Consider the following 20,939-nt stretch of genomic DNA (forward strand, 5'->3'; position numbering starts at 1 on the left):
ACAATGAGTAGTAAAACATACCTTCCTCCTCAAGCAACCCTTGAGCGTGACTGGTACGTAGTAGATGCCACCGATAAACGCCTCGGCCGTCTGGCCAGCGAAATCGCCATGATCCTCAGAGGGAAAAAGAAACCTGAATATACCCCTCATATGGACACAGGTGATTTTGTAGTTGTCATCAATGCCGAAAAAGTGGCAGTTACAGGCAAAAAACGTACCCAAAAAATCTACCGTCGCCATTCTGGTCGTCCTGGTGGAATGAAAACAGAAACCTTTGCCAAGCTGCAACAGCGCCTACCCGAAAGGATTTTAGAACACGCTGTTAAAGGGATGCTGCCTAAAAATAGCTTAGGTAAGCAATTATTCACTAAATTGAAAGTATACGCTGGTCCTACTCATCCCCATGCGGCTCAACAACCCAAAGAACTAGTAATTAATACAATTCCTGGAGAAAATTAATGCAAGTAGCAGAAGCTAATAGCGGTCGCGCCGTTTACTGGGGTACAGGCCGCCGTAAGTCCGCAGTAGCGCGGGTACGTCTAGTTCCAGGCGAAGGCAAGTTTGTTGTCAATGGCAAAGATGGAGAATTGTATTTCCAATTTAATGCCAACTATCTAGGAGCTATCAAAGCGCCCTTAGAGACCTTAGGACTAGAAAGCGAATATGACATTTTAGTCAAAGCAGAAGGTGGCGGCTTAACAGGACAAGCAGATTCCATTCGCTTGGGAGTAGCCCGTGCCTTATGCCAACTAGACCCAGATAATCGCCCACCTTTGAAAACCGAAGGCTACCTAACTCGTGACCCACGAGCTAAAGAACGGAAGAAATACGGTTTACACAAAGCGCGGAAAGCTCCTCAGTACTCCAAACGGTAAGACAGGAGGCAGGAGGCAGGAGGCAGAAGGTTATTCAAATTTTTCCCCAGTCCCCCAGTCCCCAGTCCCAGTTATAATTTATATAGATTCACCACAAAAGGAACAATGGCTAAATCTGATATTCATCCCAAGTGGTATCCAGACGCTAAAGTCTACTGCAACGGTCAAGTCGTTATGACCATAGGTTCAACCAAACCCGAACTGCACGTAGATGTTTGGTCTGGAAATCACCCCTTTTACACTGGTACTCAGAAGATGATTGACGCTGAGGGTCGAGTTGAACGTTTCCTCCGCAAGTACGGTATGAGCAGTACTCAAGAAACTGGCGATACTACAAAGTAGCGGATTGGCTGTAGCTGTTAACGACGACCCTGCATCTGCTGGGTCGATTGTCATTTAATGCTTGGGCCAATTTGTTATTGTAAGGAATCGTAATCATGGCTGAATCATACCTGCTGGAGAAACTTAAATCTGTTGAACAAACTTTTCATGAATTAACACGTCGGTTAGGCGACCCTGATACGACTAAAAATCCTGATGAGTATCAAAAAATTGCTAAGTCTCGTTCTTCCTTGGAAGAAGTAGTAAATACTTATGAAACTTGGAAGACGGCGCAGGAAGACTTGACAGGCGCACGTCAAGTACTTAAAGAAGCAAATAATGATCCTGAGTTGCAAGAAATGGCAGCTTTGGAAGTTAGTGAATTAGTAGAAAAGCTAGAATACCTAGAAAGTCGCTTGAAGATTTTGCTGCTACCCCGTGACCCCAATGATGATAAAAACATCATGTTGGAAATTCGGGCTGGGACTGGTGGAGATGAAGCGAGCATTTGGGCTGGTGATTTGTTGCGGATGTATTCCCGCTATGCTGACACTCAAAGTTGGAAAGTGAAGCTAGTCAGCGAGTCTCTAGGTGAGATGGGTGGCTTCAAAGAAGTGATTCTGGAAATTCAAGGCGATAGTGTTTACAGCAAGCTGAAGTTTGAAGCAGGAGTACATCGTGTACAACGTGTCCCCGCAACAGAAGCCGGGGGAAGAGTTCACACTTCTACCGCCACGATCGCTATTATGCCAGAAGTGGATGATGTAGAAATTCATATTGACCCGAAAGATATTGAAATGAGTACAGCCCGTTCTGGTGGTGCTGGTGGACAAAACGTCAACAAAGTGGAAACAGCCGCTGACTTGTTCCACAAACCAACAGGAATCAGAATTTTCTGTACAGAAGAACGTAGCCAGTTGCAAAACAAAGAACGGGCTATGCAAATTCTGCGAGCTAAACTCTATGAGATCAAGTTACGGGAACAACAAGAGGCTGTCACTTCGATGAGGCGATCGCAAGTCGGCACAGGTTCCCGTTCCGAAAAAATTCGTACCTACAATTATAAAGATAGTCGGGTTACTGACCACCGATTAGGTCAAAATTTTACCCTTAATCCTGTATTGGAAGGCGATTTAGAAACAGTAATCCAATCTTGTATTTCTCAAGACCAGCAAGAGCGTTTAGCTGAATTAGCTACCTCTGGCAGCTAATCTTCAACATTAAATATCCTGAAAAACCGCTTGTTCTTCTGTTACATTTAACACTAACAGGCGGTTTTCTAATGATTGATGGAGTGCATCTTCAATCCCACTCAGATAATGGTAATAGACAAACTCATAACCTATGACATGGTTTAATCTCGTCCATTCTTTGAGATTTTGGCAATTGTTAATTAACTTTTCTACTTCTTTGTGCCAACGGGCAAAAATCCGATAGCTGAAAAAACTGCTGCAAATGTTACCTTGATGATCCCAATAAGAAATAGACACCTGATGCTTGAGACAGTGAATTTTTTTGATTTGCTTCACATTGTAGCCTTTAGCTTGTAAAGCTTCTTGGGCTTCAGCTTCCGAAATGTCCCACTGTTGTGGTTTAATTTTATTAGAGCTAATTAGGTTTTTACCTTTGCGGCGATATTTATTAATTTCGCGTAAATGGCGAGACATGATGCACCTGGAATAGGATTGGCAGAAATCTAGAGTTGGTAGCTAAATCCTTGTCACCAACTAACTCTTTTCACTTCAAGCTAGTTTAGATAATTTACCACTCTTGTGTTTCTTTAAGTTTATATATAAAAACTTTAGTTATAGTTTAATTCCAAAAACCGTAGATGTCAATATAAAACTAAAGTTGTAATATTAAAAGTAAAGTTGTCAAAACAACTGACTATTTACCTATAGAAGCAGTGAATATTGAAAGCAGAGAAAAACTGATTGAGATTATCAAACTAGCTCGTGGTGAGATGAGTAAACGGGCATTTGGCAAACTTTTGGGTGTTTCTGCTACCTCAGTTCAGATGTGGGAAAAAGGCGTAAAAGTTCCAGATACTGAGAATTTGGCGAAAATCGCAGCGAGAGCGGGTTACACACTAGAAGAATTACTCAGTTGTTTAGAAGGCAAGCCAATACAAGAAACCTCTGATTTGATTTTAATTTTGAGGCAAATTCAGCATATGCCTTTGAGTCAAGTAGCGCAAATTGTGCAAGCGGCGGCAGATAGATTAGCTGCTGTAGCGGAAGCTTCTAGTGATGAAGCAAAAGTGAGTTGAATTATACTCGTGACGATAGATATGGACAAATCTTTTTTGTATGAACAAGATTTTTATGGTTGGACACAGCAACAAGCTAGAGCTTTGGAACAGAAGCTAGTTCTGGAACTGGACTGGCAACACTTACAAGAGGAAATTCAAGCTTTGGGACGACAGGAGTATCGGGAATTGGTTAGTCGTCTGAGTGTATTAATCGGTCATCTTTTGAAGTGGGAATATCAATCTGAACAACGCTCTCGCAGTTGGTTTTTAACAATTCGAGAACAGCGTCGTGCCATTCACAGGCATTTGCGACAGAACCCCAGTTTAAAGTCTCGCACAGAAGAAGCTTTGTTAGATGGCTTTGAGGCAGGGGTTGATTTAGCTTTAAGAGAAACTAATTTACCATTAAGAACTTTTCCTGAGCATTGTTCCTATTTATTCGATGATATCATTTCAGATAATTTTCTGTGTGATACTCGTCAGGATTGGGAAGGTTGATTTTTTCTCTTTTTTTAGCAATGTTTAATCTCTTGCGATTAGAAGACTCTGGATTTATTGAACCGCGAAGGACGCGAAGAGCGCGAAGGAAGAAGGAAGAAGGAAGAAGGAAGAAGAGAGAAGATGAGTTTGGGTATTTATGGAAATGATTGTACTATTTTGGTTGATTAATTTGTAACATGGGGATTATTGAAGGTACTTAAGATAATTCCCTTGCGAAAATGGTAGCAGCTACACCGGAAAGTTTGGCAAAGTTTGTGAGTTTTTGTCAGCAGCACATTACGGGACAGGAACGGAAGGAAGCGCAAACTTTTTTAGACCGATTTTTTCGGGCGTTTGGACATGAGGGGGCTTTGGAAGCTGGTGCAACTTACGAGGAAGCTATAAAAAAAAGTAGCAAACAGGGGAAAACTGGTTTTGCTGATTTGGTTTGGAAACCTCGCGTTTTGATTGAGATGAAAAAGCGGGGAGAAGATTTAAGTAAGCATTATTCTCAGGCTTTTGATTATTGGACGCGGTTGGTTCCCAATCGTCCTAAATATGTAATTTTGTGCAACTTTGATGAGTTTTGGATATTTGATTTTGATATTCAGTTAGACACACCTGTAGATAAAATTGCGCTGGAGCAATTGCCAGAACGGGCAGGGGCTTTGGTATTTATGGAATTAGGGCAAAAAACTCCTGTATTCCAAAATAATCAGGTTGAGGTGACAGAACGCGCTGCACGGCGGATGGGAGAATTATTATTAGAGTTGGAAAAACGAGGAATTGAAAAGTTAACAGCACAGCGTTTTATTTTGCAATGTGTGTTAGCAATGTTTGCAGAAGATAGACAACTTTTACCTCATGATATGTTTGTTTCTTGTGTGCAAGATTGCAAAAATGGGGCGAGTTCTTATGATGTTTTGGGTGGTTTGTTTCGGGAAATGAATCAATTGGGTAAAACTCCTGCGGGACGTTATCAAGGAGTAGATTATTTCAATGGTGGGTTATTTTCGCAAATTCATGCAATTGAGTTAACAAGAGAAGAATTAAATTTTTTGGATGTCTCTGCGCGGGAGGATTGGAGTAAGGTACGTCCGGCTATTTTCGGGAATTTGTTTGAAGAGACGGTGGATAAAAAAGAGCGTCATGCTAGAGGTATTCATTATACTTCTGAAGCGGACATTATGAAAATTGTCCGTCCAACTATTAGCCGTTTTTGGGAAGAAAGAATTGAGGAAGCAAGTACAATTAAGGAACTTTCAGGACTGCAATTAGAGTTGCAAAGTTATCGTGTTTTAGATCCTGCTTGTGGTTCGGGTAATTTTCTCTATATGGCTTATCAGGAGTTGAAGAGAATTGAAAGTTTGCTGTTAGAGAAAATGCAACAAAAACGAAAATCTGAAGATAAGCAAATGCAAATGGGTTTGGTGACTCCATTACAATTTTATGGAATGGATACAAATCCTTTTGCTGTGGAATTAGCACGGGTGACTTTGATGATTGCGCGGAAGATTGCAATTGATAATTTGAATTTAACTGAACCGGCATTACCGTTGGATACTTTAGATAATAATATTGTCTGTCAAGATGCGTTATTTAGTGAATGGGTAAAAGCTGATGCTATGATTGGAAATCCACCTTTTTTGGGTGGTAATCGAATTCGTTTAGATTTAGGAGATGAATATGCTGAGTGTATTTTTAGAAAATTTTCAGAAGTAAAATCACAAGTAGATTTTTGTGTTTATTGGTTTCGTCTAGCTCATGAATCTCTTAATGGAAAAGGTAGAGCAGGTTTAGTTGGTACTAATTCTATCAGTCAGGGAAATAGTAGATATGCTTCTTTAGACTATATCACCAGGAACAGCGGTTATATTCATGAAGCAATTCCAACTCAAAATTGGTCTGGAGAAGCACAAGTTTATGTTAGTATTGTGAATTGGTGTTATGAAAAAGCATTTAAATTGTATTTAGATAATCAGGTAGTTACAAAAATTAGTTCCTCTCTAAGCTCAACAGTTGATGTTTCGATAGCTATTAAATTAAATTCAAATCTTGATCTATGTTTTGAAGGAGTTAAGCCGAATGCGAAAGGTTTTATAATCACAGAAAATCAAGCTCAAGAGTGGATAAAATCTAATTTTAAAAACGCAGTAGTAATTAAGTTATTTTTAGATGCAGGAGACTTAACCAAAGTTCCACATGGAAAACCAAGTAGGTGGGTTATTGATTTTGAAAATATGAGTTTAGAGGAAGCTAGTGATTATATTCTACCTTTTGAACACGTTAGAGTTACTGTAAAACCAGAACGAGAAAATAACCGTGAACCTGTTTTAAGAGAAAAATGGTGGAGGTTTAAACGTACTCATACCGCAATGAGACAAGCACTGATTTCTCTAAAAACTTATTTTACTGTTCCTGCTCACTCAAAATGGTTTATTTTTGTTCCTTCATTTTCCAATTGGCTACCTAATAACTCTACCAAAGTTGTAGCATCAGATGACTTTTATATATTAGGAATTCTCACATCTAGTGTACATCGTGTTTGGGTAAAAGCGCAAAGCTCTACTCTTGGAGAGACCACACGTTACACTCACAACACCTGTTTTGAAACATTCCCATTTCCCCAAACCCCAGACGCTAAATTAGTACAAAAAATTCGCGCCAAATCTAAAGAACTTCATCAATATCGCACAGCACAAATGGAATTACAACAGTGGGGAATTACGACACTTTATAATAAATTCTTTCACGAACCAACTAGCCAACTTTATCAACTGCATCAACAACTAGATAAACTAGTAATGCAAGCTTATGATTTTCACTCTAATGATGATTTGCTAGAAAAACTACTCAACTTAAACACAGAACTTGCAGAAAAAGAAAAACAAGGAATAAAAATCATCGGACCCTGGTCGCCAAATTAGAATATTTCTCTCTGTGTCTCTGCGTCTCTGCGTGAGAAAAAGAATTTCCGAATTTTAAAACCACTCTCCACCCCGAAAACGCCAGCGGGGAAAAATAATCCTCATTAAACTTTGTGAAATAATAAAAACAGCCAACCAAACAATACTGTAATGTAGAAAAAATACTCCTACTGGTAATTCTTCTTTAGGCATAGGTATGGGTAAAAATCCAAAAATCTTGACTCCACAAAATATAAATACCATTTCCCAAATACCAGCAAAAAGTTGATAAGCTGCTGGCCAGTCCCTATCCCAACGCGATTTTTGCAAATAGTTATAAACAACATCCCAACCTAAACCAAAGATGACAACATAGGCAATTATCCAAAAATAAACTGTGTGAGGACGGTTGCCAATTAAACCAATGGCAAAAGGTATAGATACTAATATTCCGACAGTTAGTAATAATAATAATCGAGTTTGCCAACGACCAAATAAAGTTGGAGTCATAAATAAATACTGTGTAATTAAAGGATTAAAATCAATATTGATAGCATTTCTAATAACCCCTCCCCCAACCCCTCCCCGCAAGCGAGGAGGGGGCTATGATATTAATTAGGAAATGCTCTATGTCCTGGAGTAGTAGCGGGCAAGATGCCCGCACCACAAGAATTTTTTGGATATTTTCAGAAGTATCTAATTATGAATTGCAAATTAAAAACTATGAATTTTCTAATTAAAGTTGGTAATCTACTTGGCAATGGTATTTTGCTAATTCTGACCAGTTGAGGACAGCTTCTAATAGGTCTTGATAACCGAGAGTATTGGGGTGAAGTCCATCTGGTGTAATGCGTTTTTCTCTCCAATCTGCACTACGTTCCATCCATTGGTCAAAAATATCTAAATAGGGTATTTGCCGTTGTTCACAAGCTATGCGAGTGGCTTCTTTGTAGCGGTATTGGTCGGTGTGATTGTAGTATAGACAATCGAGAAATGGCATTTTAGTCTCATCTACGGGAACCATTCCTACAAAGACAACGGGACACAGTTGTTGTGCTTGGTCTAGTAATGCCGATATTTCGGTTTCAAATTGAGAGAAATCTGTGTAATTTTTGCCGTTGGGACGACCTAAGCGGGGTGTGTCGTTAACTCCGACAGATAACATTATCATGTCAGGGAAACGGTTGCGGATTTCTCCGCGATTGCGAAATTCTATTTCTAGCCTTTGGGAAACTTGTTGAGTGCGATCGCCCCTAACCCCTAAATTATATAGCACATGACCGACACTATCCGGTAACATCCACCACCGTCTTAGTTGTTCCACCCAACCACCTTTATCCGGGTCGCCGTATCCATATACTAAGCTATCCCCCAAGGCAACAATCTTTAGAGGCTGGCATAATTTTGGCGCTACAGACAGCATTGAGGAGGAAGGCTTCAAGGTTTGCATCTTAAACAGCAGTGTAAGTGTGATTTATGTCTTTACAAGATTCTATACATCTTTGCACTATTTTATGGTATCTTTTTTATCTTTTCATCTGAAACACGGTAGATTAAATCTGTTAGACTGTCTCACTGGACTTTGAATTTGAGGAGATACAAAAGAATTTTCCAACTATTATGCCAATAGTACAACTTAATACCTATAAATTATTTGTAAATCATATTACTTCTGTAAAGTCAATAGTAAATATACTGTATATAGAGTATTACAGCAAAATTCAGGAGTAAAACTGGCTTGGTTTATCGCTTTGAATTTAGATTCTGTACCTCATTTATCTGCAATCTGCTGTAAACTTGTATAGATACAAAGATATATCAAAAATTTCGGCAATTTAACTTTGAATTTAGCAAATTTATCAAAATGAGTTTGAATTTTACAAAATTGGCATCTCTTTAATGCTTAACATAAGAAATCAGAATTCTTTTGATCTAAAAACCTTGAAAAATTAATTTGACATAGCTTTATCCAAAAAAAATATCTAAACCAGGCACTACTTTTAATTAGCTACGTCAACAAATTTACATTTATTTAATTAGATGGGATTAATTTTCTAGCCCAATACAATGCATTGCATTGAATAAACAACTACCAACTCGAAATTCCTAATGTCCTTAGATCATATGACTCGTAGGTTCTGTCAAAATCCGATGTGGCTGCATAAATCCTCAATCAATACATTTTTTAGCAGGATGAAAATGAATTTATTCTCCTTTGGTTCGCAGCGTAGACAAAGGATGAATTGGTATTCTAAATTACTGAAAACTCTGTTTCCGTGTTTATTTTTAATTTCCTTCGTTGCAGTTTTATGGGGAAATAGCTTCATTGCTGTGAACGCCCAAACACCTCGTCAAGAAATTCGTGGAGTGTGGATTACCAACAACGATCTTAACGTCTTCAAAGAGCGTGACAAAGTTCAGGATGCTGTCACAAAAATGCGAAAGCTTAACTTCAATACCATCTATCCTGTAGTTTGGAATTCTGGTTATGTGATGTATCCTAGCAACGTAGCTAAAAATTTAGATATTCAACCTTTTGTTTTTCGTGGTTCAGATGGACATGATATTCTTGCTGATATAATTAATAAAGCCCATCGTCAAAATTTACTTGTAATTCCTTGGTTTGAGTTTGGTTTTATGGCTCCTCCCACCTCGGAACTAGCATTAAATAAACCAGAATGGTTTACACAAAAACGGAACGGTAGTCAAACTTCCGTTAGTGCGGCTGGTGAAGTTTCATGGTTAAATCCCTTTCATCCAGAAGTACAAAATTTTATCACCAATCTGTTGTTAGAACTTACCAATAACTATGACATTGATGGTATTCAGTTTGATGATCACATGAGTTTACCTCATGAATTTGGCTATGATAAATATACAGTTGCCTTGTACCGCCAAGAAACCAAAAAGAATCCTCCAACAGATCCTCAAGATCCAGAATGGGTAAGCTGGCGTGCGAATAAAATCACAGATTTCATGGTTAGACTTAACGAAAGAGTTAAGCAAGTAAAACCAAAAGCAATTTTTTCAGTTTCACCTAATTACTACGATTTTGCTTACAAGTTTCAACTACAAGACTGGCTCAAATGGGTGCGATCTAACATAGTAGATGAGCTAATTGTACAAGTTTATCGAGACAATTTAGATCAATTTAACGCCAAGATTTCCCGTACCGAAATCCAAGAAGTACAGCAAATAATTCCTACTGGAGTTGGAATTATGGCAGGGTTAAGAACTAAACCCGTATCCATGAATCAAATTAAATCTCAAGTACGAGCCGCACAACAACGTGGATTAGGTGTAGTTTTCTTTTATTATGAAAGTCTTTGGAATAATTCTTCAGAGTCATTCAGTCAGCGTTTAAAAGGATTTCAAAGTCTTTTCCCCTATCCTGCATTGCGATTAGCAATTGAGTGAATAGGTAATTGGTAATGGGTAATTGGAGTAAAATAATAAAATTACGAATTACGAATTACGAATTACGAATTACGAATTACGAATTATGGTAATTGATTTGATATCCATTTTATCCATTGCCCAAAGGAACTAAAGGTATTTAAGCGCCCAATTCCTGACGCACGGGCTGTGTATAATCCATCAACAGCAACTAAAGCCGCATACTGCAAACCAAGGAAACTATCAACTGCTGCATAGGGGCCACCTAAAGTTATCGCCCCTGCGGCATACATTTGACCTTTGGTATTCCGCATTTCTACTAATTCAAAATTATTTGCTACTACTAACCGCCCTAAATGATTTAGAGGTAAATTGTAATGTTGAACCAAATCTTCTAACAACGGATTAGCATCAACTTTGGCATCTAATCCAGTAGCATCAATAATAAAATCAGCGACTAACTTCATTTCTCCAAAACCTTTTTCTTGGATGTGGGTAATGGTGTGATTTTCGTTGTCTCGTTCTACGTCCATTACCTGACCAAAGGTAATTTGATACCAACCTTCTTTAATGCCTTGTTCAGTGATATTTTGCCAGTCTTGACGGTCTGCGGTAGTAGTTCCACCCCAGTCGGCTAATAGACGCTGACGTTCTTCGGGGGTGGCTTTTTCTAACATGACTCGCAGTTCACCACCCCAACAGGCTTTAGGCCAGTTAAAGGGTTGAAATTCGTAGTGATTTTTGACGGTACGCTGGGACTTTTGAAATTTGTTGCCTTGTGGTTTAGGCGATCGCATTAAATGTAAAACTGTAATATTGCGATTTTGCCTTCTAGCCTCATAAATCCGCTGCAAAATCCGCGAAGCCACAATACCCCGTCCCCTAATCAAAACAGTCCCACCTTGGCGTTCTAGCTGTTCATATACATGATCGTGTGCTTCATACGCATTCACAACAGACTTAAAATCTTGATATTTTTCTCTATAAGCTTGCAAATCTGGGAGAAACTGAATAGCAGGATATCCCGTAGCCAAATGTAAATAACGACAGACTAAAAAAGCATAATTTCCCGGACTGCGAGAATAAGCAACACAATACCTACCATCTTCAGTTTTACGAATTGACCTAACTCGTCCATAACGATAAATTTGATGCCAATTAATACGCTTTGCTTCCCTATCTATAGAATCAAAAACATTCCCAGCACGGGGAGTATAAGTTTCTGCAAAAGTTGGTTCACCAAAAACTTGCCATAAATATTTAAAAGCAGATTTTAGCTGACCTTTAGTCAAATCATGCCAAGATTCCCTTAAAGCATAACTAGGCCAACCCCAAATATTATCAGGACAAGAATCAGAATTAGAACGTAACCTTTCATGTAACGGAATTTGCGAATTTAGACAAAGCCGTTTATAACGAGCATAGGGTTCTGCTTCTAGTCCCACAGCAATAATTTTTTCAGCTTTAATTCCACTAACTCTTAATAAATCAACCCAAATAAAACTACCCAAACCAGCCCCAATTGCTAGATAATCACATTCATCAACAGGTAAACCAGTAGCATGAATCGTCTGCAAATCAACTTTTGCATCCTGAAAAGCTGGTGGTGGAAAATTACTTCCTAAAGGAGTGATAGGAGGCACTGGCGATAGACTAGGATCTGGGAGATTAGTATGAGGATTAAATTGAATTGTGGAAGGGTTATTAGGAGTAGGAATAGTAGTATTAAGACCAAATTGCACCGTCATAATATAGGGGCCAATTTGCAAAGTATCCCCATTCGCTAACTGACAGCGTGTTTGACGTTGACCATTTACCAACACACCATTAACGCTATTTTGGTCAATTACTAAAAAATGATTTTGTTCCCAATCTTGTTCCCAATCAATCAGAACATGATAGCGAGATACTTCATTACTATCTAGTAACATCCGCGAAACACGTTGACCCCTAATTTCTGTCGGTAAACGAGCAAATTCTCGACCAAAAGCGATAGGTACACTTAACTTAGGTTCTCGTCGTTCTCCCGTTGCTGGATCTTCCCAACTTAATTGAATTTGTAAATTAGTCATTGGTCATTAGTCATTAGAGAAATCGACTTAGCACTCAATTCTTCGGCGCTACTAATACACTTGCAGCCGCTGCTAAAGATGTGCCACACCAAGGACAACCTACTTGTAGATTTTCTGGTGGGGAAACTTTATGACATCTAGAACATTGCAAACCATAAACAGGTTTTGGTTGTGTAGGGAGTGACTTTTTATGGTGGTGATATACTGGTTGTGCTGGTGGTTGTTGGGGTGGAACTAAAACTGTAGCAGGAATACTGTTAATTGAAATTTCAGTAACTTGAAGTTGTTGCTGTCCTAAATAAATAATGCTTCCTTTATTTAAAATAACTTCACCTTGGATTAATGACTTACCATCTATTTGAGCAGGGTTTGATTCCCGCAAATTTCTAATATAAAAACGTTGCTGTTGAGAATGAAAAAATATTTCAACGTGTAATCCTGATACAGTCGGGTGAGTTAAAACAATGTCACACCGTAAAGGGTCACGACCAATACGGACAGTACCAGAATTTTTACTTTGTTGTTGCTCGTAAATGTGCTGAGTTTTATTTTGATGTGCGTCGTGCCACTGTAAAGTTAGTGCGTTCATTATTCTGAGGTAACTTTATATTTGGCTACTTCAAATAGTTTCTTTGGGATTCCTAACATGATTGGGTGCTAGTAAGCAAGTCTTGAAAATCAACTTTAATAAATAATGATTTGCAAAATCCACACTTTATCTGTCTGATGCTAATTTATCAGCAATGCGGGTAGTTTCTGGCAACCGATATTTTGGTGTGCAGCGTAATACATAGTCAATTGCTGTTGGTAAACTGATGCGATGTCCACTAGATATATATAGAGGTTTTACCCCGCTGCGTGTACGTAAAACTGCGCCAATAGTTTCTTTTTTATGTATTAATGGTTGCCAGCTACCTTTAGCTTCTGGTAATTCTTCATGTTTACCAATAAGCAAAGATTTAGCTACGCCAATTGTCGGTATATCCACTATTACCCCTAAATGGCAAGCTATGCCTAACCTCCGGGGGTGAGCAATTCCTTGACCATCACACAATATTATATCAGGTATAGTTTGAATCTTTTCTAAAGCATCAAGCAGAGCAGGTATTTCCCGAAAGGAGAGGAAACCAGGTATGTAAGGAAAGGTTGTGGGACGGTATGCTAAACTCGTTTCGACTACTTGCAAATCGGGAAAACTCAGTACTGCGACTGCGGCACGGCTTATTGTACCATCTTCGACAAAACCCATATCCACACCTGCAACATACTTAATAGGTTCATTGAGTACATCTGTAGTAATTACTTGATTTTGCAGGGTTTCTTGAATGGTTATAGCTTCTTCAACCGTGGAAGGCCAAGAATGAATTTGTTGAATTTTCATATTTAAATTGTGAGGAAAATGTTGATATTCCGAAATCTTCACTATCCATGTTGTATCTATACTGAAACTGGTTTAATTATTTGATTCTATAGGTAGGGGTTTAATAATCCTTCAAAAGTCCATATTTTAACCGTGTTTAGTATATATCCTGAATTTTAAAGAGAATGTAAACTTTTGTTACGTTTAAGGTATCAATATTTATTAGACCTGATAAACGAATGTCCCCTATTACATAAATACAGTCGTGAGAAATATCAATAGAGATCTTGGAAATAATTATCGCCTATTTTTTTATTTAGGTGGAGGTTTTTTGCTTTTAATTTTCGCTATGACTATTCGTCCTTTTGCCATTGTTAATGCTGGTGAACGTGGTGTAGTCATGAAATTTGGAAAAGTTCAAGATACAATTTTAGATGAAGGGATTCATCCGATTATGCCAGTAGTGACATCAGTTAAAAGGCTGAATGTCAGAGTTCAACAAAATAGTTTTAAAGCTGGTGCTGCTTCTAAAGATTTGCAAACAATCACAACTGAACTTGCGGTCAATTGGCATATTGATCCACTCAAAGTAAACAAAGTTTTTCAGCAAGTTGGAGATGAAACTTTAATTATTGATGGCATTATGACACCCGCAGTATCAGAAGTTTTAAAAGCAGCTACAGCTAAAAAAACAGCAGAAGAAATTATCACTAAAAGAACGGAACTTAAAGAGGAAATTGATAGTAATCTCAAAAAAAGGATAGAGCAATATGGTATACTTATAGATGATGTTTCTCTAGTAAATTTCTCCTTTTCTCCAGAGTTTAGTAGAGCGATTGAATCTAAACAAATAGCTGAACAAGAAGCAAAACAAGCAAGTTTTATTGCTCAGAAAGCAACTCAAGAAGCGCAAGCAGATGTTAACCGTGCGAAAGGTCAAGCTGAAGCGCAAAGATTACAACGGCTAACTTTAACACCGGAGTTATTGCAAAAGCAAGCGATAGAAAAATGGGATGGACGTTTCCCAATGGTTATGGGTGGTAATGGTGCGGTTCCTTTGATTAATATTAATCCTAATGATTTAGCAGGTGGACAAAAGAAAAATTAGTTTTGCTAAATTCGGAGAGGTAGAATTAACGTAGATTACTAGATGATAATATTCTTAATTAACAATACCTTAGCCAAATTACGAGGGTGATACGATAATGCCCTAACCATGAACTCCGGTTTCTCGCTAGGCTTGGCAAAAACAATCAGTCCTAAAAATTCCTTGAAGGTTTCCGACAAGGATTTTTTTAATGTATTGACGATAGGATAAGGGTTTTAGATTCTAAACTACCTTCTCCTCGAAACGCTTATGTCTGCTTATTTTTGCCGATTTTGCCAAAAATTATCAAGGCTCTTATTTTGGCTAAGGTATTGATTAAGACCTCCGTTAAATTGGGGGTTTTTTGCTAGTTTAGAGATTTTTTGTCTTGTCTCTGGCTTGTAATACCAAAAACTGTTGGTTACTCCTAAAAGAATATGGATTAAATGAACCGCAAAGACGCGAAGAACGCGAAGGAAGAAGACAAATAATCGCGAGGCGAGTAATTTTGTAGGGATAAATCAACTTGAGTTTCAAAGATTACTTGCTAGTCGGAAAATTACCATTCACTATGATATTGCTGAATTCAGGAAGGATATAAAGAGTTTGGAAGCTAATAATTGGCGATAATTATTATAATCAATGTACTCTGAGTTTCTCCAAAGCATTTGCCGCTGCTTGTTTTTCTGCATCTTTCTTTCTCTTACCTTTTCCTTGACCACAAATTTGACCACCTATTTCAACTTGAACAGTAAACTCTTTATTGTGATCTGTTCCAGTTTCTTGAATAGTTGTATACTCAGGAATATCAAATCCATTTTTTTGAGCGTATTGTTGTAATAATCCTTTAGCATTTTCTAAATTCTCTAAACTGATATTTTCAGGAATTTTATCCTCACCTACTGAGGCAAATAAAGGATATACTATTTCTTGGACTGCTTGGATACCAGAATCCAGATAGTACGCACCAATAATAGCCTCAAAAGTGTTACTCAGTAGAGATTCTTTTTTGCTACCATCTTGTGATTTTTCCCCTTTTCCTAATAATAGCCATTGTCCCAAATTTAATTGATTAGCTAATTTTGCTAATTGGGGATTATCAACTAGTCGTTCTTTTAATTTACTTAATTCACCTTCAGAAATATCCCCGTACTGTTCATAAATATAAGCACCTGCTAAGAAACCTAAAATACAATCCCCTAAAAATTCTAATTGTTCATTATCTTTATTAATTCTATTTTCATAGGCATAAGAACGATGAGTTAATGATCTTTCTAACAAGGTAACATCTTCAAAAGGAATATCGTTAAGAATTACTGCTAAACGTTCCTTAATTCTTATTTCTTGAGTAGATAGTTGTTGTGTACGTTTTTGACTACGATTTTGCTCTTGTACTAAAGCTTGAAAAATTTTTTGTTTATATTTTTCAACCTCTTGCGCTTCTTCAGCTTCAATAGCTTGCAATAAACGATAAATACTATCTATAGCGCGATAAGCATCTTCGGTAGAAAATGGTGTATTATGCGCCCATTTATTACGAATCTGAATAATTTCACTTGCAAATGCCCTTTCAGTATTAGATAAACGCTCTTTATCTTTAAATGCTTTATCCCATCTTTTTGTCATTACAGAAAGTAATGATGATATGTCTTGCTGTAAACTCTCTTCTGTAGTTCGTTTTAAATTTGTATCTGGAGACAAACATTGTCCAGCTTGAGTAAGCCATTGATTACCATACACCAATCTCATTTTCTGTTCAACATAAGGATATAAACCTTGAGAAAGTAATTTCAGGCATTTATCAATCACTTGATGGTTATTTAACATATTCAAATCCAGATCATCTTAAAAAAATTTCATTATTTCATTTGTATAAAATTATAGCAACTGCCAAGAAAGTAGCAATAGTATCCATTAAATCTCCAGGGTAAACGCATCTAAATTCTGTAATTCATGCCCAGATTGAATTATGCTTGGCTTTGCTTATTTAGACTCCTATATGGGCGTATTGCAATACGTCTCTACATTTATTTTTTGATTCTAGGTTCAATAATATCTGCATTCACATCATAATATTTAGCTGCTTCCGACATATTAAAATGTAATAAACTCTCATTTCCAAGATTTTTAATTGTTCTAGGTCTACATGGTAATACATTTAAAGCTTTAATAATTTCTGATGCTATAGCCTTTGCTAATAAAGGAGGAACAGAATTACCAATTTGTCTAAAACCATGCCATTTTGTGACATGAAATCTAAACCAGTCAGGATAAGAATGTAAACGTGCTGCTTCCCTTACAGTAATACATCTGGGAATAAATGGGTGAATTGGACGAGGAGAAGTAAATGCACCTTTATTACTAGCAGTTCCGGCTCTTAATGTATTGCAAATCCCCTTATAATCAAGTTTATAAAAGCGGCTAATTGGTTCAATTTTGCCTGGTAAAGTCTCTGCAAATCTTTGAATTGATACTTCTGTATGTTTGGTTCTTAAACTAGAAGTAAGAATTTTTGGATCATAAATACGTTTATAACTGTAGTTATTAAATTTAGAATTAAACCCATTTAGTCGTTGAACATATCTGCTGCTTTTACCAAAATCTGCTAATATCCAATCTTGTTCATATAATTCTGGATAATTTTCAATTATTGGTAAATCTTGCAGTGCTTTTTTAACGCTAGGAGTTAATAGAAGCTGATTATTAATAGCTTTCTTTTTTTTTATATATGTGGTAATTGGCTGGGGATAATTTGGTAAATCTAAATCTTGACGACAAGCCAACAAAAATAATCTTTCTCGGTTTTGTGGAACTCCATAATTAGCTGCATTTAAAACTTGATAATCTTGATAAACTTTATAATTAATTGCTGCAAAAGCAGAAATAACTTCTAAAATAAACTCACGGTGTTTACCTACCGTCATTCCTTTGACATTTTCTAGAACTACAAACTTAGGCTGTAATTCTAGAACTAAACGAATATAGTGAAAAACTAAAGAATTACGAGGATCATCTAACAGCCGTTTACCTATTAAAGAAAATCCTTGACAGGGTGGACCACCGAATAAAACATCAATTTCTTGATTTTTTATTTTAGATAATTTTCTAATTTCTTCTCCTGAAATTTCAACAACACTTTTACAAAAAATCTGCCAAAAAGGGAAATTAAATTCGTGGGTTGCACAATGAACAGGGTCAATTTCCACTGCTGCGAGGACATCAAAACCTGCTTGCTCAAAACCAAGAGTCATTCCCCCAGCACCAGCAAATAATTCAACAGCTATTGGTCTTTTATATTTGTTTTTTTTGACTAATTCCCCATCAAAAAGTTCTAATTGGGTAGCATTTGTAAAATTTCTTTTGCAGCGCGATCGCATACTCCCACTTCTCCCAAACATCGCCGCATTTCCTGATAATCTGCCAAAGTTTGCTGTCTACGCTCAGGGTTTAATAATAATTCCATCGCTGCTTGAGTAATATTTTCGGCTGTGGCTTGCTCTTGTAACAATTCTGGTACAATTTCCCGCATTACAACTAAATTGACTGGAGAAGCAAAAGGAATAGAACCTTTAAGAACATTACGCGCAATCCAAGCCGTAATGGCATTCAGACGATAAACAACTACTTGCGGCACATTCAACAAAGCTAATTCTAAATTGACAGTTCCAGATTTAGTAATCGCAAAATCAGCCGCTGCAAAAACTTCCTGTTGTTGACCTGATACAACTGTAGCTTGTAACCCGTAATCTTGAATGGCTTTCTCAATAGGCTGTCTAAATGCTTCCAAAGATAGAGGAATCCAAAAATGGATTTCTGGTAATTTAGATTGAATATTTTGAGCAGCTTGGAAAATTATTGGTAACAAATATTTTAATTCTTGTTGACGAGAAGCTGGCAAAAGAGCAACAACAATTTGTTCCGGTTTAATTCCCAAACTTGTCCGCGCTACTTCCCGACTAGGAGTATTTTCCAGCCTATCAATTAACGGATGACCTACCCAATTAACGTTAGCCCCTTTCTGCTGATAATAACGAGCTTCTTCGGGAAAAATTGCCAATAGCTTATCTGTAAAGCTAACAATTCGTTTTGTTCTCTCAAAACTCGTTGACCACACCCACTCTTGCGGTGCAATATAATATACTATAGGCACATCGGGAAAATGCTGCTCCATATAACTACCAATCCCAATATTGGGAGTCATGTAGTCAATCAGCACCACCAAATCAGGACGATTTTGCTTAAGATAAGCGATCGCTTGGCGTTGTACCTGAACAGTAGGTATAAAGTAAGGTAGAGCCTCAATAATACCCATCGAACCAATACCGCTAGTATTGCCCAAAATCGTCGCTCCTGCGGCAGCCATCTTCTCCCCACCCAAAGCCACAACTTCCAACTTCAAACCCGCGTCTGCAACTTGACGCTGAAGTGCTGCAATTAAAAGTGACCCCTGCAAATCGCCAGAGACCTCACCCGTACTAATAAATATCCGCATTTCAATTTTAGATTTAAGATGTTTTCTTCTCTTCCTCTTCCTTCTTCTTTATTTCTTCCTTCGCGCTCTTCGCGTCTTTGCGGTTCAATTAATCCATATTCTTCTTCCAGAGATTAGGGAGTATTTGCCATATTCCCTAATCAAATGATCAAGACTCATCACCAGTGCTTTTTCTGCCTTTTCCGGGAATCAAACCGCGTCTTCCCGGCATTTTGGAAAGCAGCAAAAATCGGCGTAAATGTTCTAATTGTGGCGTATCTCCGATCTGTTCCAACTCTGCCAAAGCATCTTTAAAAAGGAAATTAGAACGGTAAAGAATACGGAAAGCCTTTTTGAGAATTTGGAAGTCTTTAACCGACATTCCTGAGCGTTTTAGACCCACCAGGTTGAGCGATCGCACCCTTGAAGGATTGCCCTCCACTAACATATAAGGAGGAACATCTCTATCAATACGTGCCATACCACCCACCATCGACATACCACCAATATGTACAAATTGATGGACACCCAAAACCCCGCTTAATCTAGCTCTTGACTCAATGTGGACATGACCCGCTAAGGCCACAGAATTAGCAATTACCACCGAGTCCTCAATCAAGCAATTATGACCCACATGAACATAAGCCATGAGTAGATTACCATTCCCAATTACCGTCGCTTCACCTCGACCAGTAGCGCGATTAATAGTAACATACTCACGAATAGAATTATTATCCCCAATTTTTACCCAAGTTGGTTCTCCCACATACTTGAGATCCTGGGGTTCCATACCGATAGCTGCACCCGGAAAAATATGATTTCGCGCCCCAATTTCGCATGGGCCTTCTAGCACTGCATGAGCGCCAATCACAGTTTCCGCACCGACTTTGACATTCGCTCCAATCACAGCATAAGCACCGACTTGCACTGTTGAGTGGAGTTCAGAGTTAGGATGTATTACAGCAGTTGGATGAATAAGCGTTTTCAAAGGAGACTCTCCAGAACTGAGTGCTGTGTATTAAATGTTCAGTGAAAAAAGTGTCGGGCAAACAACGTGTGAGGGGCGAAAATCCAGAAATCAGTAAATACTATTGTGGTTTTTTGTTTTTACTGTTACGCTCTTTAAGGATTGACTGAGGGCAGTTCACGGTTATGCCCAGACCAGCAATATAAAATTTTAGCTAACTAAAGAAAACATCAATTCCCCTTCAGCAGCTAGTTGTCCATCAACTTCGGCTCGACCATGCATTTTACCGAAACGACGTTGTTTAACCCACAACAGTTCCACTGTCATAACTAGCTGATCTCCGGGAACTACTTGGCGGCGAAAACGGACTTTATCAATACCTGCAAATACGAACAGACCACCAGGTGAATCAGACATTTGCGTCATGACAATGCCGCCTACCTGTGCCATTGCTTCCACAATTAAGACACCAGGCATCAGTGAACGTTCGGGAAAATGACCTTGAAATTGAGGTTCATTAAAAGTGACATTTTTAACGCCCACTGCTAGTTTCCCAGGAACATAGTCAATAATTTTGTCTACCAGTAAAAAGGGATAGCGATGAGGTAATAGTTGCTGAATCTCTTCAACTGTGAACGTTGTTTTAATTTCAGGTGTATTGCTGTTGAGTCCATCTCCTTCAGATATAGTCACTTCAGTAGAGTTAGTTTGGGTGAGAGTTGACATTGGTAATTGAGTTAATTGGGAATGGGG

General features: G+C 38.0%; 20 protein-coding genes and 1 pseudogene. 10 read left to right on the top strand and 11 right to left on the bottom strand.

Annotated elements, in window-relative coordinates; all coding sequences use genetic code 11:
- Positions 1 to 3: 3 nt before the first annotated feature.
- From rplM to prfA, 4 genes are all read left to right on the top strand, one after another.
- Positions 4 to 459, top strand: a complete 456-nt coding sequence (gene rplM, locus ACOWPH_RS13760) for a 50S ribosomal protein L13 (RefSeq protein WP_015215936.1) — start codon at positions 4 to 6, stop codon at positions 457 to 459.
- Positions 459 to 875, top strand: a complete 417-nt coding sequence (rpsI, locus tag ACOWPH_RS13765; RefSeq protein ID WP_015215937.1) for a 30S ribosomal protein S9 — start codon at positions 459 to 461, stop codon at positions 873 to 875. The genes rplM and rpsI overlap by 1 nt, the downstream gene beginning before the upstream one ends.
- A gap of 105 nt (positions 876 to 980) precedes the next feature.
- Positions 981 to 1,217 (top strand): 50S ribosomal protein L31, encoded by a 237-nt coding sequence (gene rpmE / locus ACOWPH_RS13770; protein ID WP_015215938.1) that lies wholly within the window; start codon positions 981 to 983, stop codon positions 1,215 to 1,217.
- Between the two features lie 95 nt (positions 1,218 to 1,312).
- Positions 1,313 to 2,407, top strand: coding sequence for a peptide chain release factor 1 (gene prfA / locus ACOWPH_RS13775; protein ID WP_015215939.1), 1,095 nt, complete (start codon positions 1,313 to 1,315; stop codon positions 2,405 to 2,407).
- 9 nt (positions 2,408 to 2,416) lie between these two features.
- On the opposite strand, the gene ACOWPH_RS13780 is transcribed toward prfA, so the two are convergent.
- A complete protein-coding gene (locus ACOWPH_RS13780; RefSeq protein WP_015215940.1) occupies positions 2,417 to 2,863 on the bottom strand; it encodes a hypothetical protein in 447 nt (148 codons plus the stop codon).
- A 239-nt stretch (positions 2,864 to 3,102) separates the two neighbouring features.
- Between ACOWPH_RS13780 and ACOWPH_RS13785 the strand changes: the two genes are divergently transcribed.
- The 3 genes from ACOWPH_RS13785 (at position 3,103) to ACOWPH_RS13795 (ending at position 6,854) form a co-directional block, all read left to right on the top strand.
- Positions 3,103 to 3,465: a helix-turn-helix domain-containing protein gene (locus tag ACOWPH_RS13785; RefSeq protein WP_015215941.1), complete on the top strand. Its 363-nt coding sequence runs from the start codon at positions 3,103 to 3,105 to the stop codon at positions 3,463 to 3,465.
- A gap of 21 nt (positions 3,466 to 3,486) precedes the next feature.
- Positions 3,487 to 3,945 (top strand): DUF29 domain-containing protein, encoded by a 459-nt coding sequence (locus ACOWPH_RS13790; protein WP_015215942.1) that lies wholly within the window; start codon positions 3,487 to 3,489, stop codon positions 3,943 to 3,945.
- A gap of 221 nt (positions 3,946 to 4,166) precedes the next feature.
- Entirely contained in the window at positions 4,167 to 6,854 is a 2,688-nt protein-coding gene (locus ACOWPH_RS13795; protein ID WP_015215943.1) for a DNA methyltransferase, read from the top strand.
- Between the two features lie 54 nt (positions 6,855 to 6,908).
- On the opposite strand, the gene ACOWPH_RS13800 is transcribed toward ACOWPH_RS13795, so the two are convergent.
- Positions 6,909 to 7,343, bottom strand: a complete 435-nt coding sequence (locus ACOWPH_RS13800) for a hypothetical protein (RefSeq protein WP_015215944.1) — start codon at positions 7,341 to 7,343, stop codon at positions 6,909 to 6,911.
- Positions 7,344 to 7,569: 226 nt separating this feature from the next.
- A complete protein-coding gene (locus tag ACOWPH_RS13805; RefSeq protein WP_015215945.1) occupies positions 7,570 to 8,283 on the bottom strand; it encodes a GDSL-type esterase/lipase family protein in 714 nt (237 codons plus the stop codon).
- A 743-nt stretch (positions 8,284 to 9,026) separates the two neighbouring features.
- Here ACOWPH_RS13805 and ACOWPH_RS13810 point away from each other — a divergent pair.
- Positions 9,027 to 10,250, top strand: coding sequence for a glycoside hydrolase family 10 protein (locus ACOWPH_RS13810; RefSeq protein ID WP_171815806.1), 1,224 nt, complete (start codon positions 9,027 to 9,029; stop codon positions 10,248 to 10,250).
- Between the two features lie 83 nt (positions 10,251 to 10,333).
- On the opposite strand, the gene ACOWPH_RS13815 is transcribed toward ACOWPH_RS13810, so the two are convergent.
- The 3 genes from ACOWPH_RS13815 to nfi form a co-directional block, all read right to left on the bottom strand.
- Positions 10,334 to 12,301 carry an FHA domain-containing protein gene (locus ACOWPH_RS13815; protein WP_015215947.1) on the bottom strand — a complete coding sequence of 656 codons (1,968 nt, stop codon included), beginning with the start codon at positions 12,299 to 12,301 and terminating at the stop codon, positions 10,334 to 10,336.
- Positions 12,302 to 12,335: 34 nt separating this feature from the next.
- Positions 12,336 to 12,890, bottom strand: coding sequence for an FHA domain-containing protein (locus ACOWPH_RS13820; RefSeq protein WP_015215948.1), 555 nt, complete (start codon positions 12,888 to 12,890; stop codon positions 12,336 to 12,338).
- A 126-nt stretch (positions 12,891 to 13,016) separates the two neighbouring features.
- Positions 13,017 to 13,682 (bottom strand): deoxyribonuclease V, encoded by a 666-nt coding sequence (nfi, locus tag ACOWPH_RS13825; protein ID WP_015215949.1) that lies wholly within the window; start codon positions 13,680 to 13,682, stop codon positions 13,017 to 13,019.
- 244 nt (positions 13,683 to 13,926) lie between these two features.
- On the opposite strand from nfi, the gene ACOWPH_RS13830 reads away from it, so the two are divergent.
- Complete coding sequence (locus ACOWPH_RS13830) at positions 13,927 to 14,769, top strand: prohibitin family protein (RefSeq protein WP_015215950.1); 843 nt, start codon at positions 13,927 to 13,929, stop codon at positions 14,767 to 14,769.
- A 483-nt stretch (positions 14,770 to 15,252) separates the two neighbouring features.
- A pseudogene (locus ACOWPH_RS13835) lies at positions 15,253 to 15,378 on the top strand (UPF0175 family protein); the annotation flags it as partial.
- A gap of 9 nt (positions 15,379 to 15,387) precedes the next feature.
- Here the strand turns inward: ACOWPH_RS13835 and rnc are convergent.
- From rnc to fabZ, 5 genes are all read right to left on the bottom strand, one after another.
- Complete coding sequence (gene rnc, locus ACOWPH_RS13840; protein WP_015215951.1) at positions 15,388 to 16,575, bottom strand: ribonuclease III; 1,188 nt, start codon at positions 16,573 to 16,575, stop codon at positions 15,388 to 15,390.
- Between the two features lie 200 nt (positions 16,576 to 16,775).
- A complete protein-coding gene (locus ACOWPH_RS13845) occupies positions 16,776 to 18,125 on the bottom strand; it encodes a DNA cytosine methyltransferase (protein ID WP_015215952.1) in 1,350 nt (449 codons plus the stop codon).
- The gene (lpxB, locus tag ACOWPH_RS13850) at positions 18,080 to 19,240 is read right to left on the bottom strand and encodes a lipid-A-disaccharide synthase (RefSeq protein ID WP_015215953.1); all 1,161 of its coding nucleotides are present in this window, start codon (positions 19,238 to 19,240) and stop codon (positions 18,080 to 18,082) included. Before lpxB ends, ACOWPH_RS13845 begins: the two co-directional genes overlap by 46 nt.
- Positions 19,241 to 19,388: 148 nt before the next feature.
- Complete coding sequence (gene lpxA / locus ACOWPH_RS13855) at positions 19,389 to 20,207, bottom strand: acyl-ACP--UDP-N-acetylglucosamine O-acyltransferase (RefSeq protein WP_015215954.1); 819 nt, start codon at positions 20,205 to 20,207, stop codon at positions 19,389 to 19,391.
- 189 nt (positions 20,208 to 20,396) lie between these two features.
- Positions 20,397 to 20,912, bottom strand: a complete 516-nt coding sequence (gene fabZ, locus ACOWPH_RS13860) for a 3-hydroxyacyl-ACP dehydratase FabZ (protein WP_015215955.1) — start codon at positions 20,910 to 20,912, stop codon at positions 20,397 to 20,399.
- Positions 20,913 to 20,939: the final 27 nt, after the last annotated feature.

The sequence above is a fragment of the Anabaena sp. PCC 7938 genome, assembly GCF_049315035.1.
GTDB lineage: Bacteria > Cyanobacteriota > Cyanobacteriia > Cyanobacteriales > Nostocaceae > Anabaena > Anabaena cylindrica.